The sequence below is a fragment of the Streptomyces liliiviolaceus genome (assembly GCF_018070025.1).
Lineage (GTDB): Bacteria > Actinomycetota > Actinomycetes > Streptomycetales > Streptomycetaceae > Streptomyces > Streptomyces liliiviolaceus.
In genome coordinates, this window is sequence record NZ_JAGPYQ010000001.1 from 1,815,936 (window position 1) to 1,828,828 (window position 12,893).

The following is a 12,893-nucleotide window of genomic DNA, read 5'->3' on the forward strand; positions in this document are numbered from 1 at the left end:
GCTCAGGGGCCCGGCAAAGCGTCCCCGGGGTGCCGGCGGGCGTTCCCCGGGCTCAAGAAGCCTGGCTTCAGGCTGAAGAAGCCTGGTCCCGGGGTCAAGAAGCTTCGGCCGGCGACGCGTCGGCCGCGAGCCGGTCCCCGATCTGCCGCAGCCCCGCGAGGTCGTGCACATCGCCGGGCAGCGCGGCCACTTCGGCCACCGCCACCTCGGGGTGGAGCGCGGCGAAGCGATCGCGTGTGCGCTGCTCGCGGGAGAGCAGTTGCATACGTTCGGCGTGCAGCCTCAGCAGGCCTGCGGTGAGTTGTTCGACTGTGCGGCCTTCCGTGCTGCGGTCGTCGCGGTCCTCGGTGCTGTGTTCTTCCGTGCCGGGGTCTGTCCTGCCGGTGTCCTCGTCCGTTCCGGCTCCGTCGGCACTGGTCCGGTCCGCGGCGGGGGAGCCTGCGTCGGAGGAGGGAGCCTCGGGAACGGCGGTTTCGGTAGCGGGTGATTCTGAACTGCCGTACGTGTCGGGAGAGTTACGAAGTCCAGCTTTCCCGCCCACCTGATCCACAATGCGGGCCTCGGCAAGATTTTCCGCGGCGGCGAGCGCGCGCTCGGCGGACAGCTGGGTGGCACCGCTGCCGTGGACCCGGTTCAGCACCAGACCGGCGAGCGGCATCTCCTCCGCGGCCAGCCGTTCCACGAAGTACGCCGCCTCGCGCAGCGCGTCCCGCTCCGGGGCCGCGACGACCAGGAACGCCGTACCGGGCGCCTGGAGCAGCTTGTACGTGGCGTCCGCGCGCGTCCGGAAACCGCCGAAGGTGGTGTCCATGGCGGCCACGAACGTCTGTACGTCCTTGAGGAGCTGACCGCCCAGCAGCTTGCCCAGGGTGCCGGTCATCATCGACATCCCGACGTTCAGGAACTTCATCCCGGCCCGGCCGCCCAGCTTCGCCGGCGCGGTCAGCAGCCGGATCAGCTTGCCGTCCAGGAACGAGCCGAGCCGCTTCGGGGCGTCCAGGAAGTCGAGGGCCGAGCGCGAGGGCGGCGTGTCGACGACGATGAGGTCCCACTCGTCGCGGGCCCTCAGCTGCCCCAGCTTCTCCATCGCCATGTACTCCTGCGTGCCCGCGAAGCCGGCGGAGAGCGACTGGTAGAAGGGGTTGTTCAGGATCGTGGCGGCCCGCTCGCGGTCCGCGTGCGCCTCGACGATCTCGTCGAAGGTGCGCTTCATGTCGAGCATCATCGCGTGCAGCTCGCCGCTCGCGGAGTCGTCGATGCCCTTCACCCGGCGCGGGGTGTTGTCGAGCGCGTCGATGCCCATCGACTGGGCGAGCCTGCGGGCCGGGTCGATGGTGAGGACGACCACCTTGCGGCCGCGCTCGGCGGCCCGCAGCCCCAGCGCCGCCGCGGTGGTGGTCTTGCCGACGCCGCCCGAACCGCAGCAGACCACGATGCGGGTCCCGGGGTCGTCGATCAGCGCGTCGACGCCCAGGACGGCCGAGGACGCGGCCGCGGTGTCGATCGCGCGGGAGGGGCCGGACGTGCCGGACGCGTGGGCGGGCTCGCGTCCGCGGGCAGAATCGTTTGCGCGGGCCGGGTCCTGACTCATGAGATCCCTTGCTGACGCAGTTCCTTGGCGAGTTCGTACAGACCCGCGAGGTCCATTCCCTCGGCGAGCAGCGGGAGTTCGTGCAACGGCAGCTCCAGGCCCTGGAGCACCGCACGCTGCTCGCGCTCCAGCGCGTACCGCTCGGCGTACTCGTCCGCCTGGCTCAGCAGCGGCTCCACCAGGCGCTCGGCGACCCCGCCGCGGCGCGCGCCGCCTAGCCCGGCGGCCGACAGCGACTTGGCGACGGCCGTGCGCGGCGCCTCGCGCGCCAGCTCCAGGTCGGCCTCGTCCAGGATCGCGGGCCGCACCATGTTCACGATGGTCCGTCCCACCGGCAGCCGCGCGGCCCGCAGCTCCGCGATGCCGTCGGCGGTCTCCTGGACGGGCATCTCCTCCAGGAGCGTCACCAGGTGCACGGCGGTCTCGGGCGACTTGAGCACCCGCATCACGGCCTGTGCCTGATTGTGTATGGGGCCGATCTTGGCGAGCCCGGCCACCTCGTCGTTCACGTTCAGGAAGCGGGTGATCCGCCCGGTCGGCGGCGCGTCCATCACCACGTAGTCGTACGCGAACCGCCCGCGCTTGTCCTTGCGGCGTACGGCCTCGCAGGCCTTGCCCGTCAGGAGCACGTCCCGCAGGCCCGGCGCGATGGTGGTCGCGAAGTCGATGGCGCCCAGTTTCTTCAGGGCGCGGCCCGCGCCGCCGAGCTTGTAGAACATCTGGAGGTAGTCCAGAAGAGCCAGCTCGGGGTCGATGGCGAGTGCGTACACCTCCCCGCCGCCGGGAGCGACGGCGATCTTCCGCTCCTCGTAGGGCAGCGCCTGCGTCTCGAAGAGCTGCGCGATGCCCTGTCTGCCCTCGACCTCGACCAGAAGGGCACGCTTGCCCTCGGTCGCGAGGGCGAGCGCGAGTGCTGCGGCGACCGTGGTCTTTCCGGTACCGCCCTTGCCGCTGACGACCTGAAGCCTGCTCACGTCTTCGAGCCTAATTCCTCACCGGGTGATGCGGTGGCCGTGGGGCCCTGCTTCGCATACGGGTGCCCAGGGAGCGCCCTGCCCAGTCATCGGCCCGCTCGTCGCCCCCGCGTCGCCCGCACGTCGGCCTGCGTCGGCCGGGCGGCGGACGGAGGTCCAGGGAGGGCGGGCCGCGCCAGCGGATACAGTCGCCCCCATGACCAAGTGGGAATACGCAACCGTGCCTCTGCTCGTCCACGCCACGAAGCAGATTCTGGACACCTGGGGCGAGGACGGCTGGGAGCTCGTCCAGGTCGTGCCCGGGCCGAACAACCCCGAGCAGCTCGTCGCCTACCTGAAGCGGGAGCGGGCCGCGTGAGCGCCGTAGAGGCGAAACTGGCCGAACTGGGACTGACCCTGCCGGACGTCGTGCCGCCGCTGGCCGCGTACCAGCCGGCCGTGCAGACGGGCGTGTACGTGTACACGGCCGGCCAGCTCCCGATGGTGGACGGCAAGCTTCCGCTCACCGGCAAGGTGGGCGCGGAGGTCACCCCGGAGGAGGCCAAGGAACTGGCCCGCACCTGCGCGCTGAACGCCCTCGCGGCGGTCAAGTCGGTCGCGGGCGACCTCGACCGCGTCGCGCGCGTGGTGAAGGTCGTCGGCTTCGTCGCCTCGGCGGCCGACTTCACCGGCCAGCCCGCCGTCCTGAACGGCGCGAGCGAGCTGCTGGGCGAGGTACTCGGCGACAAGGGCGTGCACGCGCGCAGCGCGGTCGGCGTGGCGGTGCTGCCGCTCGACGCGCCCGTGGAGGTCGAGATCCAGGTGGAGCTGACGGAGGCGTAGGCCTCTCCGTAGGGAGCGATCGTTGTCTCTCGAACATCAGCTCACTCCGGGATAGCCTCCGCCCATGGCGAATGGGCAGTGGTACCCCCCGGAGTGGCCCGAGAGGATCCGCGCTCTCGCGGACGGCACGCTCACACCGGTCGTCCCCAGGCGGGCGGCCACCGTCATGCTGCTCAAGGACACCGGCCCGGGCCCCGCCTCCGAGGAGACGGGCTCCAAGGACTCCGGCTCGGGGGACACCGGTACCCGTCCCGCCGTGCACATGCTGCGCCGACGCGCCTCCATGGCCTTCGCCGGGGGCGCGTACGCGTATCCGGGCGGCGGGGTCGACCCCAGGGACGACGACCACCACGTCCGCTGGGCGGGCCCCACGCGCGCGTGGTGGGCGTCCCGGCTCGGCGTCGACGAGGCCGCCGCCCAGGCGATCGTCTGCGCGGCGGTCCGCGAGACGTACGAGGAGGCGGGCGTCCTGCTTGCGGGCCCGACCGCGGACACCGTGGTCGGCGACACCACCGGGGACGACTGGGAGACCGACCGGGCGGCGCTGGTCGCCCGCGACCTCTCCCTCGCCGAGTTCCTCGACCGCAGGGGGCTCGTGCTGCGCTCCGACCTGCTGGGCGCCTGGACGCGCTGGATCACCCCGGAGTTCGAGCCCCGCCGCTACGACACCTTCTTCTTCGTGGCCGTCCTCCCGGAGGGCCAGCGCACCCGCAACGCCTCCACGGAGGCCGACCGCACCGTCTGGATCCGCCCTTCGGAGGCGATGGACGGCTACGACAGGGGCGACCTCCTGATGATGCCGCCCACCATCGCGACCCTGCGCCAGCTCGGCGCGTACGGGACCGCCGCGGAGGCCCTCGCGGCGGCGCCCGGGCGGGACATGACCCCCGTCCTGGCACGGGCCAGGCTGGTGGACGGCGAGCTGGTCCTCAGCTGGCCCGGCCACGACGAGTTCACCAAGCACATCCCGACCGGTGGAGCCTCCGCATGACCGACGCCGCAGCCCTGCCCGGCCAGCCGCGCGGCGGGGTGCTCTCCGGCCCCGCCACCGCGCGCGCCGTCAACGTCCTCGCGCCGAACGCGTCCGCGATGACCCTGGACGGCACGAACACCTGGATCGTGGCCGAGCCGGACTCCGAACTGGCGGTGGTGATCGATCCGGGGCCCCTGGACGACGTACACCTGCGCGCCGTCGTGGACGCCGCCGAGAAGGCCGGCAAGCGGGTCGCCCTGACCCTGCTGACCCACGGGCATCCGGACCACGCCGAGGGCGCGGCGCGGTTCGCCGAGCTGACGGGCACGAAGGTACGGGCGCTCGATCCGGCGCTGCGGCTCGGCGGCGAGGGCCTGGCCGCCGGGAACGTGATCACGACGGGCGGCCTGGAGCTGCGGGTCGTACCGACGCCCGGCCACACCGCCGACTCGCTCTGCTTCCATCTGCCCGCCGACCGGGCCGTACTGACCGGCGACACGATCCTGGGCCGGGGCACCACGGTCGTGGCCCACCCCGACGGGCGCCTCGGCGACTACCTGGACTCCCTGCGGCGGCTGAGGTCCCTGACGGTCGACGACGGCGTGCACACGGTCCTGCCGGGCCACGGACCGGTCCTTGAGGACGCCCAGGGAGCCGTCGAGTTCTACCTGGCCCACCGGGCCCACCGCCTCGCCCAGGTAGAGACGGCCGTCGAGGACGGCTACTCGGACCCGTCCCAGGTCGTAGCGCACGTCTACGCGGACGTCGACCGCTCCCTGTGGCCGGCGGCGGAGCTGTCGGTACGGGCGCAGCTGGACTACCTCAAGGAGCACGGGCTCATCGGCAGGGAGTGAGGGGAGCGACGGGCGACGGGCGACGGGGTGACGGGTGACGGGTGACGGGAGTGAACTGTCGTCGGGCCTTCAGGGGCGCGGGTCCTTGACGCCGTGCACGCGCGCGTACTCCTCGGCGAGCCACGGCCCGAGATCGTCGACGTACGACCGCAGGACGGCACGGTCGCCGACCGGCTCGTGGCCGAGGACGGCGGCCTTCCTCAGCTGGGCGGCCCGCCGCGGACGGTCCCGCTCCGGGTAGTACGCGGCGAACACCTCGGCCATCTCCGCCAGGTCGCTCGTCCAGCCGTTCCAGCGGGGCATGACGAGCGTGAAGCCCGTCCGGACGAGGTGACGGGACATGTACCGCACGAGGGGCCGCAGGGCAGCCTCCTGCGGGCCGCCCGCCCCGGCGACGCCCGTGACCTCGGCGATCCGCTCGCGCCAGCGGGGGAGGAGCAGCGCGAGGTCGCCGTTCGTCTCCCGGGCGAGGAGGGCGTCGGGACGGTAGCGCGGCAGTTCCTCGGCGAGGTCCTCGCCCAGCAGCGGCGTACAGAGGCACGCGACGAACCAGCCGAGATCGTGCCTCTCCAGGTCGCTCAGCACCTGCGCCCGGCCGGCCAACAGCGTCCCGGCCCCGTCGATCCGGGTGAACTCCTTGTCGAGGGCCCCGTCGAGCGTGCGCGCGTCCGCCCGGTCCGCCTCCGTGGGCTCCTCGCGCAGGACGAGCAGCAGGTCGAGATCGGACCGGCCCACGCGCGCGGTCCCGCGAGGAATCGACCCGTAGAGGTACGCGCTGTGCAGCCGTCCCCCGAAGACGTCCAGCACCCGGTCACGGGCCGAGGCGACGACGGGCCGGAACGCCGCCGGTACGAGCCCGAGGGAACCTTCGCGCTCGATGTAGCCCTGGGCGTCGAGCCCTCGCTTCGCGGACATGGCACCACTGTGCCCGGAGGCAGCGGCGGGAGCATGTCATTTCCGGCAGAAAGCCGAAGGACGCCGCCGCAGCGCCAGAAGGGCCCTGCCGTGCGGCAGGGCCCTTCTGTAAGAAGTCGTCAGGTGTCGCCGACGCGAGACCTGTGACCGCGCCGGCGCTAGCGCGAACGCTTCGCGAGGCGCTCCACGTCCAGCAGGATCACCGCGCGGGCCTCCAGGCGGAGCCAGCCGCGGCCCGCGAAGTCGGCGAGCGCTTTGTTGACCGTCTCGCGGGAGGCGCCGACCAGCTGGGCCAGCTCCTCCTGGGTCAGGTCGTGCACGACGTGGATGCCCTCCTCGGACTGCACGCCGAAGCGGCGCGAGAGGTCCAGGAGCGCGCGGGCCACCCGGCCCGGCACGTCGGAGAAGACCAGGTCGGACATCTGGTCGTTGGTCTTGCGCAGGCGCCGGGCGACGGCGCGCAGCAGGGCGGCGGCCACCTCGGGCCGTGCGTTCAGCCAGGGCTGGAGGTCGCCGTGGCCGAGGCCCAGCAGCTTCACCTCGGTCAGCGCGGAGGCGGTCGCCGTCCGCGGGCCCGGGTCGAACAGCGACAGCTCACCGATGAGCTCGCCGGGGCCGAGGACCGCCAGCATGTTCTCGCGGCCGTCGGGTGAGGTGCGGTGGAGCTTCACCTTGCCCTCGGTGACCACGTACAGGCGGTCTCCGGGGTCGCCCTCGTGGAAGAGCGCGTCGCCGCGTGCGAGGGTCACCTCACTCATGGAGGCGCGGAGCTCCGCGGCCTGCTCGTCATCGAGCGCCGCGAAGAGCGGGGCGCGCCGCAGAACGTCGTCCACGAGTTCTCTCCTTGTCGACCTGCTCAGGGGATCTTGGTCCCGGTGTACCAGGGGTCCGTGTTCCCCGTTTTGCTGGACGGTCCAAACAGTGTGATCAGTCACAAGTCTGCCGCACCGGCGTGTCCGACAGTGCGGCAGGGGGCCAATTGGGGGCTGATGGATGGTGGCCGGGGCAGATGTCAGTGGTGGGCCCTAGGCTGGCCGGGTGTCCAAATCGCCGGTGAGAGCACAGGCCAAGGGGGCTGGACGCGTGGGTGTACGTCGTGATTCCGCTGTGGGCGAACAGGGCTCCGGTGGAGCGAAGAAAACGACAAAAGCGGCAGGGTCGAGACCGGCGACGACCGCGGCGGGGGCCGCCGGGAAGGCCGCGGGGGCCGCCGCCTCGGAGATGGCCGCGGCCGCGAAGAAGGCGGCGGTCGCGAAGAAGGCCGCCGCGGCGAAGAGGACCGCCAAGGAGGCCGCGAGGAAGAGCGCGCCGGTGAAGTCACCCGGCAAGAAGGTTTCCGCCAAGAAGGTTTCTGTCAGGACCAGGGCGTCCGTGGCGAGCGCGGCGAAGCGGGCGACGAAGAGCGCGTCCGTGAAGACGACCGCGGCAAAGACGACCGCGGCAAAGGTGACCGCGGCAAAGGCGACCGCCGTGAAGGCCGCGGTCACCGAGGAAGCGTCCGTCGGGAGCGTCGTGTCGGCCGGGAAAGCTGTGCCCGCCGAGAAGGGGGCGTCCGCCAAGAAGGCCGCCCGTGTGAGGAAGACCGTGTCAGCCGAGAAGTCCGTACCCGCCAAGAAGACCGCCGCCGCGAAGAAAGCTGCGCCCGCCAAGAAGACCGCCGCCGCGAAGAAAGCCGCGCCTGCCGAGAAGACCGCCGCCGCGAAGAAGACCGTGCCGGTCAAGAAGGCCGTGGCTGGCAAGAAGGCTGCGTCTGCCAAGAAGGCTGCATCTGCTGCCAAGAAGGCTGCGCCTGCCCGAAAGTCCGCGCCGGTGAAAAAGTCCGCACCTGCCAAAAAGTCCGCGCCGGTCAAGAAAGCCGTGGCGCCCGAGCGGGTCGCCCCCGCCAAGCCTCCCCGGAACGAGTCGCACACGGCTCTCGTCCGGCGGGCCCGGCGGATCGACCGCGAGCTCGCCGAGGTGTACCCGTACGCCCACCCGGAGCTGGACTTCGAGAACCCCTTCCAGCTGGTGGTCGCCACCGTCCTGTCGGCGCAGACGACCGACCTGCGGGTGAACCAGACGACACCGGCGCTCTTCGCGAAGTACCCCACGCCCGAGGACCTGGCCGCGGCGAACCCGGAGGAGGTCGAGGAGATCCTGCGGCCCACCGGGTTCTTCCGGGCCAAGACCAAGTCGGTGATGGGCCTCTCCAAGGCCCTGCAGGACGACTTCGACGGCGAGGTGCCCGGCCGTCTCGAAGACCTGGTCAAACTGCCCGGCGTCGGCCGCAAGACCGCCTTCGTCGTCCTGGGGAACGCCTTCGGCCGGCCCGGCATCACGGTCGACACCCACTTCCAGCGGCTCGTACGGCGCTGGGAGTGGACCGCCGAGAAGGAGGCCGACAAGATCGAGCGGGCGATCGGCGAGCTCTTCCCGAAGACCGACTGGACGATGCTGTCGCACCACGTGATCTTCCACGGCCGCCGTATCTGCCACGCCCGCAAACCCGCTTGCGGCGCCTGCCCCATCGCCCCGCTCTGCCCGGCGTACGGGGAGGGCGAGACGGACCCGGAGAAGGCGAAGAAGCTCCTGAAGTACGAGAAGGGCGGCTTCCCGGGCCAGCGTCTCAACCCTCCGCAGTCCTACCTGGACGCGGGCGGCATCCCGGCCCCGCCGCTCGGCGCGACCGCCTCCGCCCCGCCCGCACCCACCGCGCCCGCCGAGCCCGCGCCCGGTTCACCCTCGCGGGGCACCGGATGACGGAACGATCTGCGGCCTCGCGGGCGTTGAGAGCAGCAGAACGGGGGTGGCGATGACGCGCGCGAGCCATACGCACGACATTCAGGACGGCATTCAGGACGGCACACACGGCACATACGGCACGCGGTACGGCGACCCGGCGGTGACCAGCGCCGGGCTGCCCGGCTGGCTGGACCCGGTGGTGCGGGCCGTCGAGACGGTCCAGCCCCGCCAGTTGAGCCGCTTCCTGCCGCCGGAGGACGGCGCGGGACGCCAGTCGGCCGTGCTGATCCTGTTCGGCGAGGGCGAGCGCGGTCCCGAACTGCTGCTCATGGAGCGCGCCACCTCGCTCAGATCGCACGCCGGACAGCCCTCCTTCCCCGGGGGATCCCTCGACCCCGAGGACGGCGACCCGCAGGCCGACGGGCCGCTGCGGGCCGCCCTGCGCGAGGCCGAGGAGGAGACCGGCCTCGACCCCCGGGGCGTCCAGCTCTTCGGTGTGCTCCCGAAGCTCTACATCCCGGTGAGCGGCTTCGTGGTGACCCCCGTCCTCGGCTGGTGGCGCGAGCCGACACCGGTCGACGCGGTCGACCCGAACGAGACCGCGAGGGTCTTCACGGTGCCCGTGGCGGATCTCACGGATCCGACCAACCGTGCGACGGCCGTCCACCCCAGCGGCCACCGAGGTCCGGCATTCCTGGTCGAATCGGCCCTGGTGTGGGGCTTCACAGCCGGAATCATCGACCGCCTGCTGCACTACGCGGGCTGGGAGCGTCCCTGGGACCACGACAAGCAGGTCCCGCTCGACTGGCGCGCATGACAGGGTGGCCCCTGTGCTGTGTCTTCCCGGGAGGCTCCGTGTCCCCCTGCCGCCGCGCGGCGGGCCGGCCCCCCGGCCAGGACGTGGCTACCGCAAAGTGATGAGGCGAGGCTCGAAGCAGTGAACGTGCTGGACATCCTGTTGCTGGTCGCCGCCGTGTGGTTCGCGATCGTGGGCTATCGCCAGGGCTTCGTCGTCGGCATCCTGTCGGTGATCGGTTTCCTGGGCGGTGGCCTCGTCGCCGTCTACCTCCTGCCCGTCGTCTGGGGCGCGGTGACCGACGACGCGAAGGTCGGTACGACCGCCGCCGTCGTCGCCGTGGTCGTGGTGATCGTCTGCGCCTCCGTCGGCCAGGCCCTCACCACCCACCTGGGCAACAAGCTGCGCCGGTACATCACCTGGTCCCCGGCCCGCGCCCTGGACGCCACGGGCGGCGCCCTCGTCAACGTCGTGGCGATGCTCCTCGTGGCCTGGCTGATCGGCTCGGCCCTCGCCGGTACGACGCTGCCGACGCTCGGCAAGGAGGTCCGCGGTTCCAAGGTGCTCCTCGGAGTGGCCCGGGCCCTGCCCGCCCAGGCCGACACCTGGTTCGACGGCTTCTCCTCGGTCCTCGCACGGAACGGCTTCCCGCAGGTCTTCAGCCCCTTCTCGGACGAGCAGATCGACCCCGTGGAGGCCCCCGACCCGGCCCTCGCGACGAGTCCGGTCGCCGGCCGTGCCCAGCGCTCCATCGTCAAGGTCACCGGCACCGCACAGAGCTGCGGCAAGGTCCTCGAAGGCACCGGCTTCGTCTTCGGACAGCGCCGCGTGATGACCAACGCGCACGTGGTGGGCGGCGTGGACGAGCCGTACGTCCAGATAGGCGGCGAGGGCACACGGCTCGCCGCGAAGGTCGTGCTCTACGACTGGGAGCGCGACATCGCCGTACTCGACGTGCCCGAACTGCAGGCACCCGTCCTGCAGTTCTCCTCCCGGCCGGCGGTCCGGTCGGACGGCGCGATCGTCGCGGGCTTCCCGGAGAACGGCTCGTACACGATCAACGCGGCGCGGGTGCGCGGCCCCATCACGGCCAACGGCCCGGACATCTACCACCGGGGCACGGTGAAGCGCGAGGTGTACTCGCTCTTCGCGACCGTCCGCCAGGGCAACTCCGGCGGCCCGCTGCTCACCCCGGACGGCAAGGTGTACGGCGTGGTGTTCGCGAAGTCCCTCGACGACCCCGACACGGGTTACGCGCTGACCGTGGAGGAGATCCAGGAGGACATCATCAAGGGCCGCAGCGCCAACCAGCAGGTGGACAGCGACAGCTGCGCGCTCTGAGGCCCGTCACGCGGGTCGCGCGAGCAGCCGGTCCGCAGGGGCAACACGGGCCGCGCGGCCCGCGCGGGTGAAGGTTCGCGTGAAGGTCCCCGCGCGGTTCAGCCGCGGGGATGACGCAAACGCGCCGAGACCCACCGGGCCCGGCGCCTCAGAATGTGCGGGATTCCCAGCCGGGGGTCCGTGCCCTGCAACTGCGGGGCGCCCCTCCGGTGGGAGCTCAGCCCGCCGATCGAGCGGCGGTTGCGTGCTGCGTCACTGTAGTCGTGCGTCCAGCCCATACACCGACGTCTGCCCCAGCCCCAAGGTCGATAACCGCCCCCACGCCCCCCAATTGGCCTATGCGCGAGGCAATTGGCGTTCGTAGAACAGACGTTCCTGGGACCCGTGTGACGCACGGGGCGACAGGCCTCACGACCGGCCCTGCGAGGGCCGTATCAGCGGTCCGGCTCGGGGTCCTTCAGCCAGTTCACCAGCTCGGTGGAGAACGCCACCGGGTCCTCCTCGTGCGGGAAGTGCCCGAGCCCGTCGAACAGCCGCCAGCGGTACGGCGCTTCGACGTACTCCCCGGACCCCGCCGCACTGCGCGTGCGCATCACCGGGTCGAGCGATCCGTGCAGATGCAGCGTCGGCACCCGCACCGGCCGCTTCATACGCCGGTTGAACTGGATGCCGTCGGGACGCGCCATCGAACGGACCATCCACCGGTAGGGCTCGACCGAGCAGTGCGCGGTCGAGGGGATGAGCATCGCCCGCCGGTACGTCTCCACGACCTCGTCCTCCGGCAGCCGCGGCCCCGACCAGTCGCGGATCAGCCGGCCGACCAGGGCGCCCTCGTCGGCGATCAGTTGGCGCTCCGGGATCCAGGGCCGCTGAAAGCCCCAGACGTACGAACCGGCCGCGGTCTGCTTCATGTCCGAGAGCATCGCCGAACGCCAGCGCCGGGGATGCGGCATCGAGGAGACCACGAGCCTGCGTACCAGCTTGGGACGCATCACGGCCGCCGTCCACGCCAGATAGCCGCCGAGGTCGTGGCCGACCAGCGCGGCGTCGGGCTCACCGAGGGACCGTACGACCCCGGTGATGTCGAGCGCGAGGTTCGCGGGGTCGTAGCCGCGCGGGGTGCGGTCGCTGCCGCCGACGCCCCGCAGGTCCATGGCGACCGCGCGGAAGCCCGCGTCGGCGAGCGCCACCAGCTGATGCCGCCAGGCCCACCAGAACTGCGGGAAGCCGTGCAGCAGCAGGACCAGCGGCCCGTCACCCATCTCGGCGATGTGGAAGCGCGCCCCGTTCGCGGCGACATCCCGGTGGATCACCTCTTTGGCGCCGGGCACGTCGAGCCGTACGACCGAGGTGGGTTGCGCCGGGGATGGTTGCCCCGCAGGGAGGGAGGAGCCCGTCATGAGGACGAGCGTGTCACAGCCTCGACCCCGTCACCCACCCGGTACACCGTGGTCATCTCACGGGGGTGCGGCTTCACGTTCTGCAGTACGGCCGCCGATTCCTTGACCGAGGCCGCCGTCTTCTGCGGGCCCTTGCCCTTCTTGGCCTTCTTCGCGAAGACCACACCGATCAGCGCGAGGACCGCGGCCACCAGCACGTTCGCGGCGAACGACAGCAGGAAGCAGACGGCCATGTTCCAGCCGCTCCAGGTGCGGATGCCGTACGCCAGGGCGAAGCTCAGCATCGGCAGGGAGAAGATCAGAACCGCGCCGGCCGCGCTGAACGCGCCACCGCCGACCGCCCCGCGCTTGACGTCCCGCTTGAGCTGCGCCTTCGCCAGTGCGATCTCGTCGTGCACCAGCGCGGACATCTCGGTCGTCGCCGAGGCGAACAGCTGGCCGATGCTGCGTTCGGCGCCGACCGGGCTGCCGTCGGGTGCGCTCATCGCGTTCTCCCTGTTGTCTTG

At 71.8% G+C, this 12,893-nt stretch carries 15 protein-coding genes; 7 read left to right on the plus strand and 8 right to left on the minus strand.

All coding sequences use genetic code 11. From position 1 onward, the window contains the following. Nucleotides 1-94 precede the first annotated feature (94 nt). Entirely contained in the window at nucleotides 95-1,591 is a 1,497-nt protein-coding gene (locus J8N05_RS08005; RefSeq protein WP_210881752.1) for an ArsA family ATPase, read from the minus strand. Next, a complete protein-coding gene (locus J8N05_RS08010) occupies nucleotides 1,588-2,565 on the minus strand; it encodes an ArsA-related P-loop ATPase (RefSeq protein ID WP_210881753.1) in 978 nt (325 codons plus the stop codon). The genes J8N05_RS08005 and J8N05_RS08010 overlap by 4 nt, the downstream gene beginning before the upstream one ends. A gap of 196 nt (nucleotides 2,566-2,761) precedes the next feature. On the opposite strand from J8N05_RS08010, the gene J8N05_RS08015 reads away from it, so the two are divergent. The 4 genes from J8N05_RS08015 to J8N05_RS08030 all read left to right on the plus strand — a co-directional run bounded on the left by J8N05_RS08015 (nucleotide 2,762) and on the right by J8N05_RS08030 (nucleotide 5,214). Beyond that, nucleotides 2,762-2,923 (plus strand): DUF4177 domain-containing protein, encoded by a 162-nt coding sequence (locus tag J8N05_RS08015; protein ID WP_107018142.1) that lies wholly within the window; start codon nucleotides 2,762-2,764, stop codon nucleotides 2,921-2,923. Further along, on the plus strand, nucleotides 2,920-3,387 hold the full coding sequence (locus J8N05_RS08020; RefSeq protein WP_210881754.1) for a RidA family protein: 468 nt from the start codon (nucleotides 2,920-2,922) through the stop codon (nucleotides 3,385-3,387). Before J8N05_RS08015 ends, J8N05_RS08020 begins: the two co-directional genes overlap by 4 nt. 64 nt (nucleotides 3,388-3,451) lie before the next feature. Then, nucleotides 3,452-4,378, plus strand: a complete 927-nt coding sequence (locus J8N05_RS08025) for an NUDIX hydrolase (RefSeq protein WP_210881755.1) — start codon at nucleotides 3,452-3,454, stop codon at nucleotides 4,376-4,378. Next, nucleotides 4,375-5,214, plus strand: coding sequence for an MBL fold metallo-hydrolase (locus J8N05_RS08030; protein ID WP_210881756.1), 840 nt, complete (start codon nucleotides 4,375-4,377; stop codon nucleotides 5,212-5,214). Before J8N05_RS08025 ends, J8N05_RS08030 begins: the two co-directional genes overlap by 4 nt. Before the next feature lie 69 nt (nucleotides 5,215-5,283). Here J8N05_RS08030 and J8N05_RS08035 read toward each other — a convergent pair whose 3' ends face one another. The 3 genes from J8N05_RS08035 to J8N05_RS08045 all read right to left on the minus strand — a co-directional run bounded on the left by J8N05_RS08035 (nucleotide 5,284) and on the right by J8N05_RS08045 (nucleotide 7,616). Further along, a complete protein-coding gene (locus J8N05_RS08035; RefSeq protein WP_210881757.1) occupies nucleotides 5,284-6,129 on the minus strand; it encodes a nucleotidyltransferase domain-containing protein in 846 nt (281 codons plus the stop codon). 158 nt (nucleotides 6,130-6,287) lie between these two features. Beyond that, nucleotides 6,288-6,962, minus strand: coding sequence for a Crp/Fnr family transcriptional regulator (locus tag J8N05_RS08040; protein ID WP_016642758.1), 675 nt, complete (start codon nucleotides 6,960-6,962; stop codon nucleotides 6,288-6,290). A 192-nt stretch (nucleotides 6,963-7,154) separates the two neighbouring features. After that, on the minus strand, nucleotides 7,155-7,616 hold the full coding sequence (locus J8N05_RS08045; protein WP_210881758.1) for a hypothetical protein: 462 nt from the start codon (nucleotides 7,614-7,616) through the stop codon (nucleotides 7,155-7,157). An 85-nt stretch (nucleotides 7,617-7,701) separates the two neighbouring features. Between J8N05_RS08045 and nth the strand changes: the two genes are divergently transcribed. The 3 genes from nth (at nucleotide 7,702) to J8N05_RS08060 (ending at nucleotide 10,987) form a co-directional block, all read left to right on the plus strand. Further along, a complete protein-coding gene (gene nth / locus J8N05_RS08050) occupies nucleotides 7,702-8,868 on the plus strand; it encodes an endonuclease III (protein ID WP_407699965.1) in 1,167 nt (388 codons plus the stop codon). Between the two features lie 52 nt (nucleotides 8,869-8,920). Further along, nucleotides 8,921-9,667, plus strand: a complete 747-nt coding sequence (locus J8N05_RS08055; RefSeq protein ID WP_247706193.1) for an NUDIX hydrolase — start codon at nucleotides 8,921-8,923, stop codon at nucleotides 9,665-9,667. Between the two features lie 120 nt (nucleotides 9,668-9,787). Further along, a complete protein-coding gene (locus J8N05_RS08060; protein ID WP_210881759.1) occupies nucleotides 9,788-10,987 on the plus strand; it encodes a MarP family serine protease in 1,200 nt (399 codons plus the stop codon). A 98-nt stretch (nucleotides 10,988-11,085) separates the two neighbouring features. Here J8N05_RS08060 and J8N05_RS47270 read toward each other — a convergent pair whose 3' ends face one another. The 3 genes from J8N05_RS47270 to J8N05_RS08070 form a co-directional block, all read right to left on the minus strand. Further along, entirely contained in the window at nucleotides 11,086-11,265 is a 180-nt protein-coding gene (locus J8N05_RS47270; protein ID WP_107018148.1) for a hypothetical protein, read from the minus strand. Nucleotides 11,266-11,421: 156 nt separating this feature from the next. After that, entirely contained in the window at nucleotides 11,422-12,387 is a 966-nt protein-coding gene (locus J8N05_RS08065; protein WP_210881760.1) for an alpha/beta fold hydrolase, read from the minus strand. Continuing rightward, on the minus strand, nucleotides 12,384-12,872 hold the full coding sequence (locus tag J8N05_RS08070; RefSeq protein ID WP_210881761.1) for a phage holin family protein: 489 nt from the start codon (nucleotides 12,870-12,872) through the stop codon (nucleotides 12,384-12,386). Before J8N05_RS08070 ends, J8N05_RS08065 begins: the two co-directional genes overlap by 4 nt. Nucleotides 12,873-12,893: the final 21 nt, after the last annotated feature.

What these genes read in the sequence shown, in the direction of transcription:
- J8N05_RS08070 (WP_210881761.1), bottom strand. Translation starts at nt 12,872, where the DNA reads ATGAGCGCACCCGACGGCAGCCCGGTCGGCGCCGAACGCAGCATCGGC.
- J8N05_RS08030 (WP_210881756.1), top strand. Translation starts at nt 4,375, where the DNA reads ATGACCGACGCCGCAGCCCTGCCCGGCCAGCCGCGCGGCGGGGTGCTC.
- J8N05_RS08065 (WP_210881760.1), bottom strand. Translation starts at nt 12,387, where the DNA reads ATGACGGGCTCCTCCCTCCCTGCGGGGCAACCATCCCCGGCGCAACCC.
- J8N05_RS47270 (WP_107018148.1), bottom strand. Translation starts at nt 11,265, where the DNA reads ATGGGCTGGACGCACGACTACAGTGACGCAGCACGCAACCGCCGCTCG.
- J8N05_RS08025 (WP_210881755.1), top strand. Translation starts at nt 3,452, where the DNA reads ATGGCGAATGGGCAGTGGTACCCCCCGGAGTGGCCCGAGAGGATCCGC.
- J8N05_RS08015 (WP_107018142.1), top strand. Translation starts at nt 2,762, where the DNA reads ATGACCAAGTGGGAATACGCAACCGTGCCTCTGCTCGTCCACGCCACG.
- J8N05_RS08005 (WP_210881752.1), bottom strand. Translation starts at nt 1,591, where the DNA reads ATGAGTCAGGACCCGGCCCGCGCAAACGATTCTGCCCGCGGACGCGAG.
- J8N05_RS08035 (WP_210881757.1), bottom strand. Translation starts at nt 6,129, where the DNA reads ATGTCCGCGAAGCGAGGGCTCGACGCCCAGGGCTACATCGAGCGCGAA.
- J8N05_RS08055 (WP_247706193.1), top strand. Translation starts at nt 8,921, where the DNA reads ATGACGCGCGCGAGCCATACGCACGACATTCAGGACGGCATTCAGGAC.